The 13,563-nt window shown below is 35.8% G+C and carries 20 protein-coding genes and 1 pseudogene; 12 read left to right on the top strand and 9 right to left on the bottom strand.

What is annotated here, in order from left to right:
* The first annotated feature begins 138 nt into the window (after window positions 1–138).
* Window positions 139–441, top strand: coding sequence for a hypothetical protein (locus tag ACIGHG_RS09810; RefSeq protein WP_396548455.1), 303 nt, complete (start codon window positions 139–141; stop codon window positions 439–441).
* Window positions 442–484: 43 nt separating this feature from the next.
* Here ACIGHG_RS09810 and efp read toward each other — a convergent pair whose 3' ends face one another.
* From efp to ACIGHG_RS09830, 4 genes and pseudogenes are all read right to left on the bottom strand, one after another.
* Window positions 485–1,042, bottom strand: a complete 558-nt coding sequence (gene efp, locus ACIGHG_RS09815) for an elongation factor P (RefSeq protein WP_336471286.1) — start codon at window positions 1,040–1,042, stop codon at window positions 485–487.
* Window positions 1,043–1,062: 20 nt separating this feature from the next.
* Window positions 1,063–2,124: a Xaa-Pro dipeptidase gene (gene pepQ / locus ACIGHG_RS09820; protein WP_336471285.1), complete on the bottom strand. Its 1,062-nt coding sequence runs from the start codon at window positions 2,122–2,124 to the stop codon at window positions 1,063–1,065.
* A gap of 3 nt (window positions 2,125–2,127) precedes the next feature.
* Window positions 2,128–2,568, bottom strand: a complete 441-nt coding sequence (aroQ, locus tag ACIGHG_RS09825) for a type II 3-dehydroquinate dehydratase (protein ID WP_336471284.1) — start codon at window positions 2,566–2,568, stop codon at window positions 2,128–2,130.
* A 50-nt stretch (window positions 2,569–2,618) separates the two neighbouring features.
* Window positions 2,619–3,105, bottom strand: a pseudogene (locus tag ACIGHG_RS09830) (YqhR family membrane protein).
* A 239-nt stretch (window positions 3,106–3,344) separates the two neighbouring features.
* Here ACIGHG_RS09830 and ACIGHG_RS09835 point away from each other — a divergent pair.
* Both ACIGHG_RS09835 and ACIGHG_RS09840 read left to right on the top strand, forming a co-directional pair.
* The gene (locus ACIGHG_RS09835; RefSeq protein WP_336471283.1) at window positions 3,345–4,268 is read left to right on the top strand and encodes a DUF1385 domain-containing protein; all 924 of its coding nucleotides are present in this window, start codon (window positions 3,345–3,347) and stop codon (window positions 4,266–4,268) included.
* Window positions 4,269–4,350: 82 nt separating this feature from the next.
* Window positions 4,351–4,755, top strand: coding sequence for an SA1362 family protein (locus ACIGHG_RS09840; RefSeq protein WP_396548295.1), 405 nt, complete (start codon window positions 4,351–4,353; stop codon window positions 4,753–4,755).
* 40 nt (window positions 4,756–4,795) lie between these two features.
* Here the strand turns inward: ACIGHG_RS09840 and mntR are convergent, their stop codons facing one another.
* Both mntR and ACIGHG_RS09850 read right to left on the bottom strand, forming a co-directional pair.
* Window positions 4,796–5,224, bottom strand: a complete 429-nt coding sequence (mntR, locus tag ACIGHG_RS09845; RefSeq protein WP_336471281.1) for a transcriptional regulator MntR — start codon at window positions 5,222–5,224, stop codon at window positions 4,796–4,798.
* Window positions 5,225–5,648: 424 nt separating this feature from the next.
* Window positions 5,649–5,804 carry a hypothetical protein gene (locus ACIGHG_RS09850; RefSeq protein WP_396548297.1) on the bottom strand — a complete coding sequence of 52 codons (156 nt, stop codon included), beginning with the start codon at window positions 5,802–5,804 and terminating at the stop codon, window positions 5,649–5,651.
* Between the two features lie 72 nt (window positions 5,805–5,876).
* Here ACIGHG_RS09850 and ACIGHG_RS09855 point away from each other — a divergent pair, with 72 nt between their 5' ends.
* The 3 genes from ACIGHG_RS09855 to ACIGHG_RS09865 all read left to right on the top strand — a co-directional run bounded on the left by ACIGHG_RS09855 (window position 5,877) and on the right by ACIGHG_RS09865 (window position 7,918).
* Entirely contained in the window at window positions 5,877–6,194 is a 318-nt protein-coding gene (locus ACIGHG_RS09855) for a PadR family transcriptional regulator (RefSeq protein WP_336471279.1), read from the top strand.
* Window positions 6,195–6,199: 5 nt separating this feature from the next.
* Window positions 6,200–6,871 carry a DUF1129 family protein gene (locus ACIGHG_RS09860; protein ID WP_336471278.1) on the top strand — a complete coding sequence of 224 codons (672 nt, stop codon included), beginning with the start codon at window positions 6,200–6,202 and terminating at the stop codon, window positions 6,869–6,871.
* A 198-nt stretch (window positions 6,872–7,069) separates the two neighbouring features.
* Entirely contained in the window at window positions 7,070–7,918 is an 849-nt protein-coding gene (locus ACIGHG_RS09865; protein WP_396548300.1) for a hypothetical protein, read from the top strand.
* A gap of 71 nt (window positions 7,919–7,989) precedes the next feature.
* Here ACIGHG_RS09865 and ACIGHG_RS09870 read toward each other — a convergent pair whose 3' ends face one another.
* The gene (locus ACIGHG_RS09870; RefSeq protein WP_336471276.1) at window positions 7,990–8,826 is read right to left on the bottom strand and encodes a lipoate--protein ligase family protein; all 837 of its coding nucleotides are present in this window, start codon (window positions 8,824–8,826) and stop codon (window positions 7,990–7,992) included.
* Window positions 8,827–8,993: 167 nt separating this feature from the next.
* On the opposite strand from ACIGHG_RS09870, the gene ACIGHG_RS09875 reads away from it, so the two are divergent.
* A complete protein-coding gene (locus ACIGHG_RS09875; RefSeq protein WP_090913865.1) occupies window positions 8,994–9,383 on the top strand; it encodes a rhodanese-like domain-containing protein in 390 nt (129 codons plus the stop codon).
* A gap of 31 nt (window positions 9,384–9,414) precedes the next feature.
* Here ACIGHG_RS09875 and ACIGHG_RS09880 read toward each other — a convergent pair whose 3' ends face one another.
* Window positions 9,415–9,999, bottom strand: coding sequence for a DNA polymerase III subunit delta (locus ACIGHG_RS09880; protein ID WP_396548302.1), 585 nt, complete (start codon window positions 9,997–9,999; stop codon window positions 9,415–9,417).
* 236 nt (window positions 10,000–10,235) lie between these two features.
* Between ACIGHG_RS09880 and ACIGHG_RS09885 the strand changes: the two genes are divergently transcribed.
* The 5 genes from ACIGHG_RS09885 (at window position 10,236) to ACIGHG_RS09905 (ending at window position 13,068) form a co-directional block, all read left to right on the top strand.
* Window positions 10,236–11,213: a LacI family DNA-binding transcriptional regulator gene (locus tag ACIGHG_RS09885; RefSeq protein WP_396548304.1), complete on the top strand. Its 978-nt coding sequence runs from the start codon at window positions 10,236–10,238 to the stop codon at window positions 11,211–11,213.
* Window positions 11,214–11,498: 285 nt separating this feature from the next.
* Window positions 11,499–12,080 carry a TetR/AcrR family transcriptional regulator gene (locus ACIGHG_RS09890; RefSeq protein ID WP_396548306.1) on the top strand — a complete coding sequence of 194 codons (582 nt, stop codon included), beginning with the start codon at window positions 11,499–11,501 and terminating at the stop codon, window positions 12,078–12,080.
* A gap of 68 nt (window positions 12,081–12,148) precedes the next feature.
* Entirely contained in the window at window positions 12,149–12,481 is a 333-nt protein-coding gene (locus ACIGHG_RS09895; RefSeq protein ID WP_090913857.1) for a DMT family transporter, read from the top strand.
* Window position 12,482: 1 nt separating this feature from the next.
* Entirely contained in the window at window positions 12,483–12,797 is a 315-nt protein-coding gene (locus ACIGHG_RS09900; RefSeq protein WP_090913855.1) for a DMT family transporter, read from the top strand.
* A 13-nt stretch (window positions 12,798–12,810) separates the two neighbouring features.
* The gene (locus tag ACIGHG_RS09905; RefSeq protein ID WP_396548308.1) at window positions 12,811–13,068 is read left to right on the top strand and encodes a DUF3975 family protein; all 258 of its coding nucleotides are present in this window, start codon (window positions 12,811–12,813) and stop codon (window positions 13,066–13,068) included.
* 245 nt (window positions 13,069–13,313) lie between these two features.
* Here ACIGHG_RS09905 and ACIGHG_RS09910 read toward each other — a convergent pair whose 3' ends face one another.
* The gene (locus ACIGHG_RS09910) at window positions 13,314–13,493 is read right to left on the bottom strand and encodes a hypothetical protein (protein ID WP_336471271.1); all 180 of its coding nucleotides are present in this window, start codon (window positions 13,491–13,493) and stop codon (window positions 13,314–13,316) included.
* Window positions 13,494–13,563: the final 70 nt, after the last annotated feature.

Below are 13,563 nucleotides of genomic sequence, written 5' to 3' on the forward strand. Positions count from 1 at the left end.
AAAAAAAAAAAAAAAAAAAAAAAAAAAAAAAAAAAAAAAAAAAAAAAAAAAAAAAAAAAAAAAAAAAAAAAAAAAAAAAAAAAAAAAAAAAAAAAAAAAAAAAAAAAAAAAAAAAAAAAAAAAAAAAAAAAAAAAAAAATCCTTACAGTCTTTATAGAGGTGGCTACTATTTTCTTATTTTCCAAATTTGGTAATTGGACATTTATAGAAAGTTTCTTTTTAGGAAGTTTAGCCATTTTTGAAATCACATGGCTGGTTCTTTTGAATATGAACCGAAACACGCATATGGATCGTGCCATCACAAAAAGTTTGACGGGGTTTAACACCGGGGAAGTAACACCTTTTCAAATTCGAATGAACCCTTATATAACAGGGACCCTTCTACTACTTACCATTAGCTTTATTATTACTGTCATCTATTATCTACCTTATTTCACATAAAAAAACACTCGTGGATATTTAATACCACGAGTGTCTTGTTTTATTACGCACGAGAAACGTATTTTGATTCTCCTGTGTTAATAATAAGCATTTCACCTTCATTAATGAAGATTGGTACTTGTACAACTAGACCAGTTTCTAATGTAGCTGGTTTTGTTACGTTAGAAGCTGTGTCACCTTTAATACCTGGTTCTGTTTCAACAACTTTTAACTCAACAGTGTTTGGAAGTTCTACACCAAGTACTTCGCCTTGGTATGTCATGATTGCTATTTCCATGTTTTCTTTCAAGAATTTTAATTCATGTTCGATTTGCTTTTCACCAAGTTCGATTTGCTCGTATGTTCCGTTGTCCATGAATACATGAGCTTCACCGCTTGCATATAAATATTGCATACGACGGTTTTCGATATGCGCTTTTTCTACTTTTTCACCAGCACGGAATGTTTTTTCTTGAACAGAACCTGTGCGAAGGTTACGTAATTTAGAACGAACGAATGCTGCACCTTTACCTGGTTTTACGTGTTGGAAATCGATAACCTGCCATAGGCTGTTGTCCACCGCAATTGTTAATCCTGTACGAAAATCGTTTACTGAAATCATGCAAAAAATCCTCCTGTGTATTACAAAATAATAAGTTCTTTTGGAGATTTAGTTAACACTTCATTACCTTCAGCTGTTACTATAATATCATCTTCAATGCGAACTCCGCCTACATTTGGAATATAAATTCCCGGTTCTACAGTGACTGCCATTCCTGGCTCAAGTACCGTTTCAGAGCGGAATGCTAAACTTGGTGCTTCATGAATTTCAAGACCAATTCCATGACCTGTAGAATGCCCGAAATACTCACCGTATCCTTTTTCAGTTATGTAGTCACGTGTTAATGCATCTGCTTCACGACCAGTTAAACCAGCTTTAATACCGTTTACACCGCGCAATTGTGCTTCTAATACGATATTATAAATTTCCTTTAACTTATCAGACGGCTCACCTACTGCAATTGTGCGAGTAATATCGGAACAATATCCTTTATAGTAAGCACCGAAGTCTAATGTAACAAAATCTCCCTTTTCTATCAATTTTTCAGATGCCACGCCGTGCGGCAATGCTGAACGAAGTCCCGAAGCAACGATAATATCAAACGAAGAAGATGTTGCTCCTTGCTTTCTCATGAAAAATTCAAGTTCATTTGACACTTCAATCTCAGATACTCCCGGGCGAATAAATGATAGAATATGTTCAAAGGCAGCATCTGCAATCTGTGCAGCTTCCTTTAATATCTTAATCTCTGAATCAGTCTTAATCAAGCGTAACTTTTCTACAATACCAGATGTTGCAACAAATTCTGCATCAACTTCTTCTTTATATGCTGTATAAGAGCTGTATGTAAGGGTATCTTGCTCAAAACCAAGCTTTTGAATTCCTAAGTCTTTTACTTGTTTTGCAACTTCTTCAATAATCGTACCTGTATGCTGTACGATTTCATAACCAACCGCTTGTTTTTGCGCTTGTTCAACGTAGCGGAAATCTGTAATAAATAAAGCGCGTTCGTTTGAAATTAATACAACGCCTGCTGTTCCTGTAAAGTTTGTCATATATCTACGACTATGTTGATTCGTTAATAAAATACCATCAATACCCGCTTCCCCAAATGCACTTCTTAATTTTGTAAGTTTCTCCATGAATTACGCCTCCTGAATTTTCTCCACTAATGCAAGTAACGCTAAATGATAACCATACAAACCGAACCCTACAATTTGTCCCACTGTGACCGGCGCCGTAACAGATACATGGCGAAACGATTCGCGCTGGTGAATATTTGAAATATGTACCTCAATAACAGGAATCGAAACACTCGCAATTGCATCACGAATTGCATAGCTATAATGCGTAAATGCTCCTGGATTTAGAATAATCCCTTTATATGTACCCTCAGCCTCATGAATAATATCAATAATGGCACCTTCATGATTAGATTGGAAACACTCTAGCTCCACTCCCAAACTTTCTGCTTGTTGCTTCATATCTGTTTCTAACGACGCTAACGTCCCTGTACCATATACATTAACCTCTCGCACACCAAGACGGTTTAAATTAGGACCGTTAACGAGGAGCAACTTTTCCATATATCTAACTCCTTAATAAAAAATGTCTATATAATATTCTACCATACCTCTCACTTATTTGAATAGTTTGTCTTCTTCTGCATCTCTTGTACTAGTATTGTTATTCACCTCAAATGAAACGGAGTATGCAATAAAAACACCATATAAAATAAAAATACACGCTGTTGTTACAATCGTTTCCTTAGGCATTCCTATCATGCTTTTTATAACTGGTGCAACAGGTGCAATGACAAAGAATAATAATCCCCACCATACAAGACCGTATATAATACCTGGAATTAGACCTTCAAACTTACTAAAAATTACTTTATATACAAAGGCCACAAGAATTGAAAGTATCCCCATACATATAATACCACCTATATTTCCCCATACCCCTTCTTTCCAATCTCCAAGCGCAAATGGGAGTAACAAATAATTAGGTCCCAGGGCAGTAAAAGAAAAAATATGAAGAAAGTACCAAGCAGCTCCCCAAAACAACCCTCCAAACACACCAATTTGGACAATTTTTTTCGTGACAGATTGTTCTTGTTTCACATCCACACCTCCGTCTACTAGTATGTCCGAAACTTATTTAAAGCATGTTTAAATACTGCGAAATTTGTCTATAAAAAGAATAGGAAATGTCCGCCTAGCCTGCTGATTTTCCTTGTCAGAAGTGCACCTTTGTCGATAAAATAAAGGAAACTGTAGTGATGTCATACAATATAATGACATCACCTAGAGTCGCTACCTCTTTTCTGATAAGAGAGAAACAAATACAGGTTGGTGTTGACATGGCAGAAGAGACAAAACAAATCTACGGCGGTCAAGCGGTAGTAGAAGGAGTTATGTTTGGCGGTAGAGAATATACTGTTACAGCGATTCGTCGTAAAGATAAATCTATCGAATTTTATCGATTACCTCGCGTTCGTAATAAAGTATCATCTATGTTTAAAAAAATTCCATTTCTACGCGGAATCGCGGCAATTATTGATGCGAGTGCAAACGGAGCAAAACATTTAAATTTTGCCTCAGAACGCTTTGATGTAGATCCTTCAGAGGATGCACAATTCGCACAAAAAAAAGAAGAACAGTCGAAGTTAACGATGATACTTAGCGTTGCAGCAGTCGGTGTTTTATCCTTTATCTTTGGAAAAGTGATTTTCACGGCAGTTCCTGCAATTTTAGCAGAACTAACAAGACCTGTTTTTCCATCTCATACTGGGCAAATTATCATTGAAAGTGTTATTAAACTCATGCTATTGCTTAGTTACATTTACTTTGTTTCACTGACTCCACTTATTAAACGTGTATTTCAATATCACGGAGCAGAACATAAAGTAATTAATGCCTATGAGAGCAATCTTCCATTGACAGTAAAAAACGTACAAAAGCAAACTCGTCTCCATTATCGGTGCGGTAGCAGCTTCATTTTATTTACTGTTATTATAGGGATGTTTGTATATTTTCTCGTTCCAACCGATCCCCTTTGGGTTCGCGTTTTAAATCGTATTTTGCTCATCCCTGTAGTGCTAGGTATTTCATTTGAAGTGTTGCAATTTACAAACAGCTTACGAAGCGTTCCAGTGCTCCGCGCATTAGGATATCCTGGCCTATGGCTTCAGCTGTTAACAACGAAAGAACCAACAGATGATCAAGTTGAAGTAGCAATTGCATCATTTGAAGAATTACTTCGTCTAGAAGGAAAACAACAATAACTTTTTCGTAATGTTATTCAATTCCTTAACCTTTCGTTAATAAACTAATTAAAATATCTTTCTTTTTTAGGAGGTGTTCCTTATGAACGGTCGCTCATTTATGTTCGCTCTATTTGTTGTAATTGTTGGATTAGCAATATTTAACCTTGTATCATTCACAATTGAAGATCCAATGGGAGTTGTAAAAAACATTGCGATAATGCTTATTGTTGTTGGTGTCTTTTATTTACTTTATAAAATGCTTACAAGTTCGAGCAGTTCAGCTACTAACTCACAATCTTCCTACAAACGTGCTGCGAAACAATCAAACCGAAAATACGGAAAACAAAATGTAACACCCCTAAGTAACAATCTGTTAAAGAAAAATGCTTCCGATCCGAAAGGAAAGAAAGTAAATACTTCCTTCCTAAAACGAAAAAGAAAGCAATCCCATTTAACAGTCATTGAAGGTAAAAAAGGCAAAAAGAAAGACCGCGCTTCTTTTTAAGAAGTGTGGTCTTTCTTTTTTATTGTTGTAATATGTCCAATTACTGCGCTTGCTCTTCATTTGCCTTTTGGACACTACGAAGCTTCTCAATGCGAAGCTCATCTTGCTCAAAGTATTGCACCAAATCACCAATGCGATCGATAGCTTCCCAGCTTAAATGATGTTCAATTCCTTCTACATCATTATAAATTTTACTTTCATCTACACCGATAATACGCATAAACTGTTCTAACAACTCATGACGATAAACAAGGCGCTTACCAATCTTTTTCCCTTTTAATGTTAATACAAGCCCTCTATATTTTTCATAAATTAGATATTCATCTTTATCAAGTTTCTGTACCATTTTTGTTACAGAGGATGGATGTACATTAAGCGCTTCAGCAATATCAGATACACGGGCATATCCCTTTTCTTCAATTAACAAATAAATTTGTTCGATATAATCTTCCATACTAGGAGTAGGCATCGTTTTCCTCCATCCAATTTAGTTTATATATTCCGCACTAAGCAATCAATAAAATGATACAACAGAAAGGATATTGTGACAAGGGATAAACAAGCCCATTTTCCGTAACACATAAAAGAACCCACGTTATATATGTGGGTTCTTTTATGTTAAATATCGGTAAATACTCAGTTACTTTATGAAAAATCGACAGAAAAGCATTTTTTTAAATGGGCGAGAAGGACTGGCGATGCATAGGAGCGGTCAGGGCCTTTTCCTGCCACGTGCAAGGTTTGAAAACAAAAGTAGACAATAAGTGCAGGCCCCTGCCCTGTCTGCATGACAACAGTCTATATGCCAAAAAATGAATTTTTAAGTAATAGAGAGACACATCTTCACTAGAATCATACCCTTTTCTAAATTTCTAAAAGGTATAGCTGAGTAGTTACAAATATTGATAAATATCATATCTAGTTGTTTCTTCTAATTTCGTCACCTCATCTTTTGGATAAACATATTTTCCAATTTCATATCGAGCTGTGTATTTGGATAACGCTGCTGGATTACTTTTTTGTTCGTTTCCTGCTTCAGTAACTTGCAAGGCAAGTTACTGAATGCTATACTCCAAATAACAACTACCTTGCAAGGCAAGTTACCCGGAGGTGGTAAAGTAATGCACAGTCAAATGTTAAAAGGTGTGCTGGAAGGGTGTATTTTATATATCATTTCGCAAGAAGAAGTGTATGGATACGAACTCAGTACGAAATTACATCAACATGGTTTTACATTCGTAAGTGAAGGAAGTATCTATCCTCTATTGTTACGTATGCAAAAAGAAAAACTCATTGAAGGCACATTAAAAGCCTCCAGCCTTGGACCGAAGCGCAAATATTATCACGTTACAAAAAAAGGCTTTGAGCAACTGGAGGAATTTAAAAAAAGTTGGGATATGGTATCAACCACGGTAAATAATTTGTTAAAGGGAGAGTGAAACAAATGAAAGCAAAAGACATGGTTGAATTGAATAATAAAAAACGGGAGCTATTAACAGAAGAAAATGAAGCTGCCTATGGGGATATGCTTGTTTACCTTCGATTAGCTGACGTTCCAGAGCAGCAAGTAGAAGAACTATTATTAGAAATTTTAGATCATCTTCTTGAGGCCCAAAAAGAAGGAAAAAATGCTTACGATGTTTTTGGGAATGATCTACAAAATTATTGTGACGAATTAGTTAGCGCATTACCTCGCCAAACAATGTTAGAAAAGTTTTCACTTGCCGGTTTCATGGTTAGTTTACTACTCGCCATCCAGTTTGGCATAGATACTATAGGTGCATTGGGGTTTTCTTTTGCTAAAAAACAAAACCATCTTTCTGGTGTACCGTTTAGTATTCCGGGAACTTTGTTATCAATCATTATGATTACTGGCGGCATTTTTGTTATTTTATATTTGTTAAAACGTGATTCATTTAACCAAACAATGAATTGGAAGCAAAGAATTACATTTGGTTTAGCTTTTTCGATTCCATTTTGTTCATCTGTATTTTTTAATATTTATTTTAAAAAGCAAAGCTATCTGTCCTATAACTTACCGATTTGGCAAGGTGCCCTATTAACCCTTTTCTTTTACGTTTCATATAAATTTCTATATAAAACTTCAAAATTTTAACAGCTCTTTTGGGGCTGTTTTTTCTTCTGTCTAATTTTACAAATTAAAAAATTTCATAAACAAAAAAGAAAAATGCAAAATAATTAAAGTAAATTGTTGACGTGATGCTTTTATTATCGGTATCATATTTCTTCGTGAGCAATTATTTTTCGTTATATGGATTTTTATTGTTACTACATTTTTGAGAGGGGAAATTTGATGTCACTGAAGAAGAAAACGCAAGTACGCACCGGCAAGATGGTACGTGAACTAATGTTAGCCGACGAAGATGTAAATGCTTCGCTAATTATGGTGTATAGTGAAAACGGTGTAAACGCAGAAATTAAAATCGAGGGCTTAACACCAAAATGTAACGAAGAATTATTTTTGAGCGGAAAAGTAGATTGGAACAAGAGCGTTATTTATAAAATTGTCGATTTTACCGGCAATGCTGAAGTTGGAAAAGTGACATTAAGCGCCATGAACAAAAACAATGTTTCACTGCAAATTGAACGCGTTATGTGGAGCAAAGAAACGAAAGAAGAAGTGGCAGAATTAACAGACAACACACTATCCGTTGTCGAAGCACCAACTACAAAGAAAGAAGCAATAGTTGAAACTTCAAAAGAAGTGACACCTGTCACAAAACCAGTTGTAAATGTTGCACCTACACAGGCATCAATTCCAAAACCGGTGCATCCAGATCCTGTAGTGAAAACTACACCAAAACCTGTACAAAAAGAAGTAGTTGCACCAACTACAGCACAAAAAGTAGTAACGGTGTCAACTCCAGTAGAGCCAACACCTTCGGTTAAACAACCTGCGACAAATCAACCAAATTCTGAATTACAAGAAAAGTATGTTCGTCTTGTAAAACAGGCTGTAGATGTATGTCAAGATTACGAACTTGGTATGGATGTAGACGATTCTATTGAGAACTTAAAAAATGAGTTACAAAAACAAGGAATATCGGTAGCATTCGATGCAGAAATTATGGATGTTGTAAACCGTTTACGTTCATTAAAGCAAAAAGGCATTAAAGTGGAAAAAGTATTAAACTTATTATAATAATTTAGCGCAGCTTTCCCTGCTGGAGAGCTCTCATTCATATAAAAATAAGGAGATGGGTATCCATCTCCTTATTTTTTGTAATTCCATTCATCACTTTCATATTTTTCTTTTGCTAACGTTTCCACTTCATGAAGTTGTTCTTCTGTTAACTCGTACGGAACAAGTTCCACATTTAACCCTTTTTCAAATCCAATATGGAATGCATCGATAAGTTGCTGAATTGTAAAAGTACGATCTGTTAATTCATTAATTGCAATTGCTTTTGAAGAGAACATTTTTTTCATGCGTTCTTTCACACGTTCATTTGGAAACAGGAACAAATCATACAGCATATCTAAGTCGATTTCTAACGGAATGGAACCATGCTGTAAAATAACCCCTTTTTGCCTAGTTTGTGCACTTCCAGCAATTTTGCGCCCTTCTACAACAATTTCATACCATGACGGAGCATCAAAACAAACTGCTGAACGCGGATTTTTCAAATTTTCGCGCTCCTCAGCTGTTTTTGGTACTGCGAAATATGCTTCTAAACCTAACTCTTTAAATCCATCTAACAAACCTTGTGAAATTACGCGATATGCTTCTGTCACTGTTTTTGGCATATTTGGATGCTCTTCAGACACAATGACACTATACGTTAATTCATTATGATGAAGAACGCCTCGTCCACCTGTTTGACGACGCACAAAACCAAAACCATTTCTATGTACTGCATCCATATCAATTTCTTTTGAAACACGCTGAAAATAACCGACTGTTAACGTCGGAACTTCCCATTCATAAAAACGAATTGTTGGCGGCAGTTTCTTTTCGCTTTGCCAATTTAATAAACATTCGTCCAACGCCATATTAAACGCCGGAGAACATTTACCGGAATTTATATAACACCATTTTTCCTTTTCCATCCCACACCTCATATAACTAATTTTTCTCACATTCTCTAGTCTATCAAATTCGACAAAATTTGTGAAAGAATACGAAATTTCTTCTAATACAAAATGAACTTGTTGCATAAATACATATGGGCATTATAATATGGAAAGTAGGATAAGAAAAAGGGAGCGATATAATCGTGTCAACAAATGTTATTATTTTACTAGCCATAGCTGCAGGAATCATCGGCTATTCTGTATGGATGTATTTCTATCAGAAAAAATTAATTAAAACACTTTCAGAAGAAGAATTTCGCGCTGGTTACCGTAAAGCACAGCTTATCGATATTCGTGAAGCGGACGAATATAATGCTGGTCACATTTTAGGAGCGCGTAATATTCCAATTTCACAAATACGTCTTCGTTACAAAGAACTACGTACTGATCAACCAATTTATATGTATTGCCAAAACGGTTTCCGAACAGGCCGTGCAGCACAATTCTTAAAAAAACACGGCTATAAAGAATTTTATCAATTACAAGGCGGCTTTAAAACTTGGTCTGGTAAAGTGAAAAAGAAAAACTCATAATAAAATAGCTAGCTTGTCCTACACAAGCTAGCTATTGCATTTTATTAGCAATATATACCAAATTTCGTTTGACATCTTCACTATTTTGATCACGAACATTTCGATAAAGCAACTGATACTCCACACTCTTTTCTTTCCATGTGAGAGTCGCCATATCTTCTCCGTCCATTTTTTCGTCACTATTTTTAAAATAGGCTGTTATACCATTTGCAAGCTTTACTTTCTCCTGAAAACGATTTTGTTCTACGATAAAAGGAAAATTGTACGAAAAGTTTGCAACTGTTAATTCAATATAATCTCGCATGCCTTTTTCTTGACGTTCATATTTAATATCAAGAACAATCCGCTTATCTCCCATTTTTCGAACTATTGCTTTTGGATTATCTGTTGATTCATATGGTAAAAATGATGGTGTGTAAAAAGAAAAAGGAAGAACATTTTTTACAGCCTGTACCGGTATTGGATCAGACATCATATCTTCACTTGCCTCTAAATCTGCTGCAAACTTTTTTTCTTCGACCATTGTTTGCTGAAAAGAACATGCACTTAACACCATACTAGAAAATACGAAACATATCATCCGTTTTTTCAACGTGTATCCGCCCTTTCTCAACATTCTCTTTTCAGGCTTTCGTATGTTATGTTCATATTCTCTATTTCTTACTGTTCCACCTTTGAAAACTTTCCTCGTTTATCTCACACAATTTGACAAAAACGCTTTCCCTATTCTCACGCCGAATAAAATCGTTACGCGAATAGCAAAAGCGTTATTAACAAGATAGAATATGAAACGCTTTTCATGTCAAGAGTTTCACAAGATTTTCTTGTATAATAAAAATAGAGGTGAAACATATGGTAAATATAAAACAAATCGCGAAAACGGCTGGGGTCTCTGTTACGACTGTTTCACGCGTCTTAAATGACCATCCATATGTCAGTGAAGAAAAACGAAAACGCGTCCTAGAAACTGTTGAAGAATTGAATTACGCAAAAAATGTAAATGCCGTTCATCTTCTTAAAGGAAAAACACATACAATTGGTGTCATGCTTCCTTTTATTAATCTACCGTACTTTAGTACAATTATTGAAGGTATTGGAACGAAAGCACTTGAAGCCGGATACCGCATTACTCTTTGTCAAACAAACTATGATAGCATGGAAGAAATGCGTGTCCTCGAAATGATGAAAATGAAGCAATTTGATGGCATAATTATTTGCTCCCGGGCGAGCTCATGGGAGGCCATTGAACATTACGCGAAATTTGCGCCTATCATTTCGTGTGAAAAACTGCTGCATCCTCTTATATCTTCTGTCTATGTGAATCATTATGACGGCTTTCGGATTGGAACAGAATATTTATTACAAAACGGACACGAACACATTGGATTTTGTTTAGCACGTAAAAAAAGCGTGAGTACAAAGCAGCGTGAGCAAGCATTCTTTGATACGCTTCATGCAGCAGGTAAACACTCGCAAACAGACTGGCAGTTTTATCAATGCTACAATATTCAAGACGGTGTGAATGTCATTCAAAGCATACTAGCGATGAAAAATCGCCCTACCGCTCTTTTTGCTGCAAGCGATCAAGTTGCTTCTGGATTATTAACCGAAGCAAAAAAACAAGGCTTGCGAGTACCAGAAGATTTAGCGATTTTAGGATTTGATAACCATCCTATTTCTGAAGCATTAGAGATCACAACGATTGAACATCCAGGCTTAGCAATGGGGAATCATGCTTTTTCACTCTTTTATGAACAAATACAACAAGAACAAATTACAGGGACTTCTGAAGAGTTACCGTTTCGTCTCATTGAACGTGGAACAGTATAAAAGCTCCTATTACTGGAGCTTTTTTATATAAATCCAAATTAAAAACCGACATAAAACCATTCTTTTTCAGTGGTCGAGAGCATCTAGCCATGCATAGAAGCGGTCAGGGCCTTTTTCTGCCACTTGCGAAGTTCAAACAAAAGGAGAAAGCAAGTGCAGGCCCCTTTTGTTTCTGCATAGTTGCAATCTATAAATTAAAATGGATTCATATATTTCATATAATTGCCCTTCTTGACTATATCCTTTTTTTATCCTATATTATAACTAACGAACGGTAGGTAGGGGATGAGAATGACAGCAAACCGTATTAAATCTGTAGCACTTTCACACTTTGCACGCTATGGCTATGAAGGAACTTCATTAGCCAACATTGCCGGGGAGGTTGGAATTAAAAAACCATCCATATATGCACACTTTAAAGGAAAAGAAGAGCTATATTTTATTTGCTTAGAAGAATCTTTACAAAAGGATTTTTTATTCTTTAAACAGTATGTGAAGAAGTCAGAAGAAACTCCATTTGGAGACTTTTTATTTCATCTTCTTAAAGATTATGGTCATCGCTTTCAAGAAAGTATTGAAACAATGTTTTGGCTGCGCACTTCGTTTTTTCCACCAGATGCCTTTCGTGAGCAAATTGTCGAAAAAGCAAATGCATACATTGAAAGCATCGGACAGCTTTTAGTACCTATATTTGAACAGGCACAAGAAAAGAAAGAACTTTGTAGTATTGAAGTAACAGAAGCTGTTGCAGCTTATTTATGTTTAATGGATGGATTAATGGTTGAATTTTTATTTGCTGGAATACAACCATTTGAAAATCGATTACACGCATCTTGGAAAATATTTTGGCGCGGATTGTCAAGCTGACGGATTGCACACGCAATACGTCATTTTCTTGCCCCGGGCCTAACGACTGGTAGGAAGGAGAATAAATGATGGAATGGATTTATGTTATTATAGCAGGACTCATTGAAATTGTTTGGGTAATTGGTTTAAAGCATGCCACAACACCACTAGAATGGCTTGGCGTTGCACTTGCAATCGCTATTAGCTTTTTCCTTTTATTTAAAGCTTATGCGAAGCTCCCTGTCGGAACTGTGTATGCTGTTTTCACAGGAATTGGAGCCGGAGGTATTGTACTAACAGAAATCTTTATTTTCGGCGAACCATTTTCGATTGTAAAAATCTTATTTATCGCTTTAATTTTCATTGGTGTCATTGGTTTAAAACGAGTAACAGGTGAACAAAAAGAGAAGGAGGCTGCATAAAATGGCATGGGTATATTTAATTATTGCTGGTATATGTGAAGTTACCGGTGTTATCTTTATGAAAATAGCAAATGAAAAAAAAGGCTGGACACCAAAACTTATGTTAATTGCAAACTTTGGTGTAAGTTTCTTCTTCTTATCCCTCGCAATGGATACACTGCCAATGGGAACTGCTTACGCAATCTGGACAGGAATCGGAACCGCAGGAAGCGCACTTCTTGGTATTCTCATTTTCCGCGAATCTGCTGATTGGCGCCGCCTTGCTTTCTTAAGCTGCATCTTATGCGGTGCAGTTGGTTTAAAATTAATGAGTTAATGAGGTGAATGCGGTGTGGAAAAAAAGAGTAGCACAAATTATGATGGGAATCCTAATTGCCATTGTATTCTTATTACAAACTATATTCCATATTGCAGAATGGTTATTTCATAAAGTATTTGCAATCCTCACGTTTCTCCCAAACATGGCTCTTGAGGTCACTTCCGTTATTTGGTCCATTATCGCTTCTATTGGGATTATTATCATTTGGAGTATCGCGAAACTCTGGAATAAGCTCGTTTCAAAAGACAGTTCTTCAAACAAGAAGTAACTGTCTTTTTTTCATATCATTTCCTTCTTTGGACATACTACAAAAAAGGAGCTGATCATATGCAAACTTCTGTACATAAGCAGATTTTACTATTATTTTTCCTCTTTATTGTGTTTGCTGTGTTTTTTAGTTTCGTCTTACATACATACAACGTACCTGTTTACTCACCGAGTGTCGTGTCGGTTTATAAAATTGTTATGCATAGTTTGTTGCATTAAGGAAGGTGTCTCGCGATGAGACACCTTCTATAACGTACGGTTTTCTTTTTTCCTAATTATATTTCCTGTCGTCACGAAAACAGTGCCAAATAGAAGACAAGTAGGAACCGATATATGAGTAGGAATGAAATGAAACGTAACTCCAAGCCCTGCACCAATAATTAGCAGAAGTCCAACTATTACGAAGAAGCTCCCCATGGTTTTCATAATTACATCCCCCTATTTATATATCTTTCTGTTCATATAATTTCACACAAACTAAAATTGATAACAAAAC

The sequence above is a fragment of the Bacillus sp. NPDC077411 genome (genome assembly GCF_044543425.1).
GTDB classification, from domain to species: domain Bacteria; phylum Bacillota; class Bacilli; order Bacillales; family Bacillaceae_G; genus Bacillus_A; species Bacillus_A bruguierae.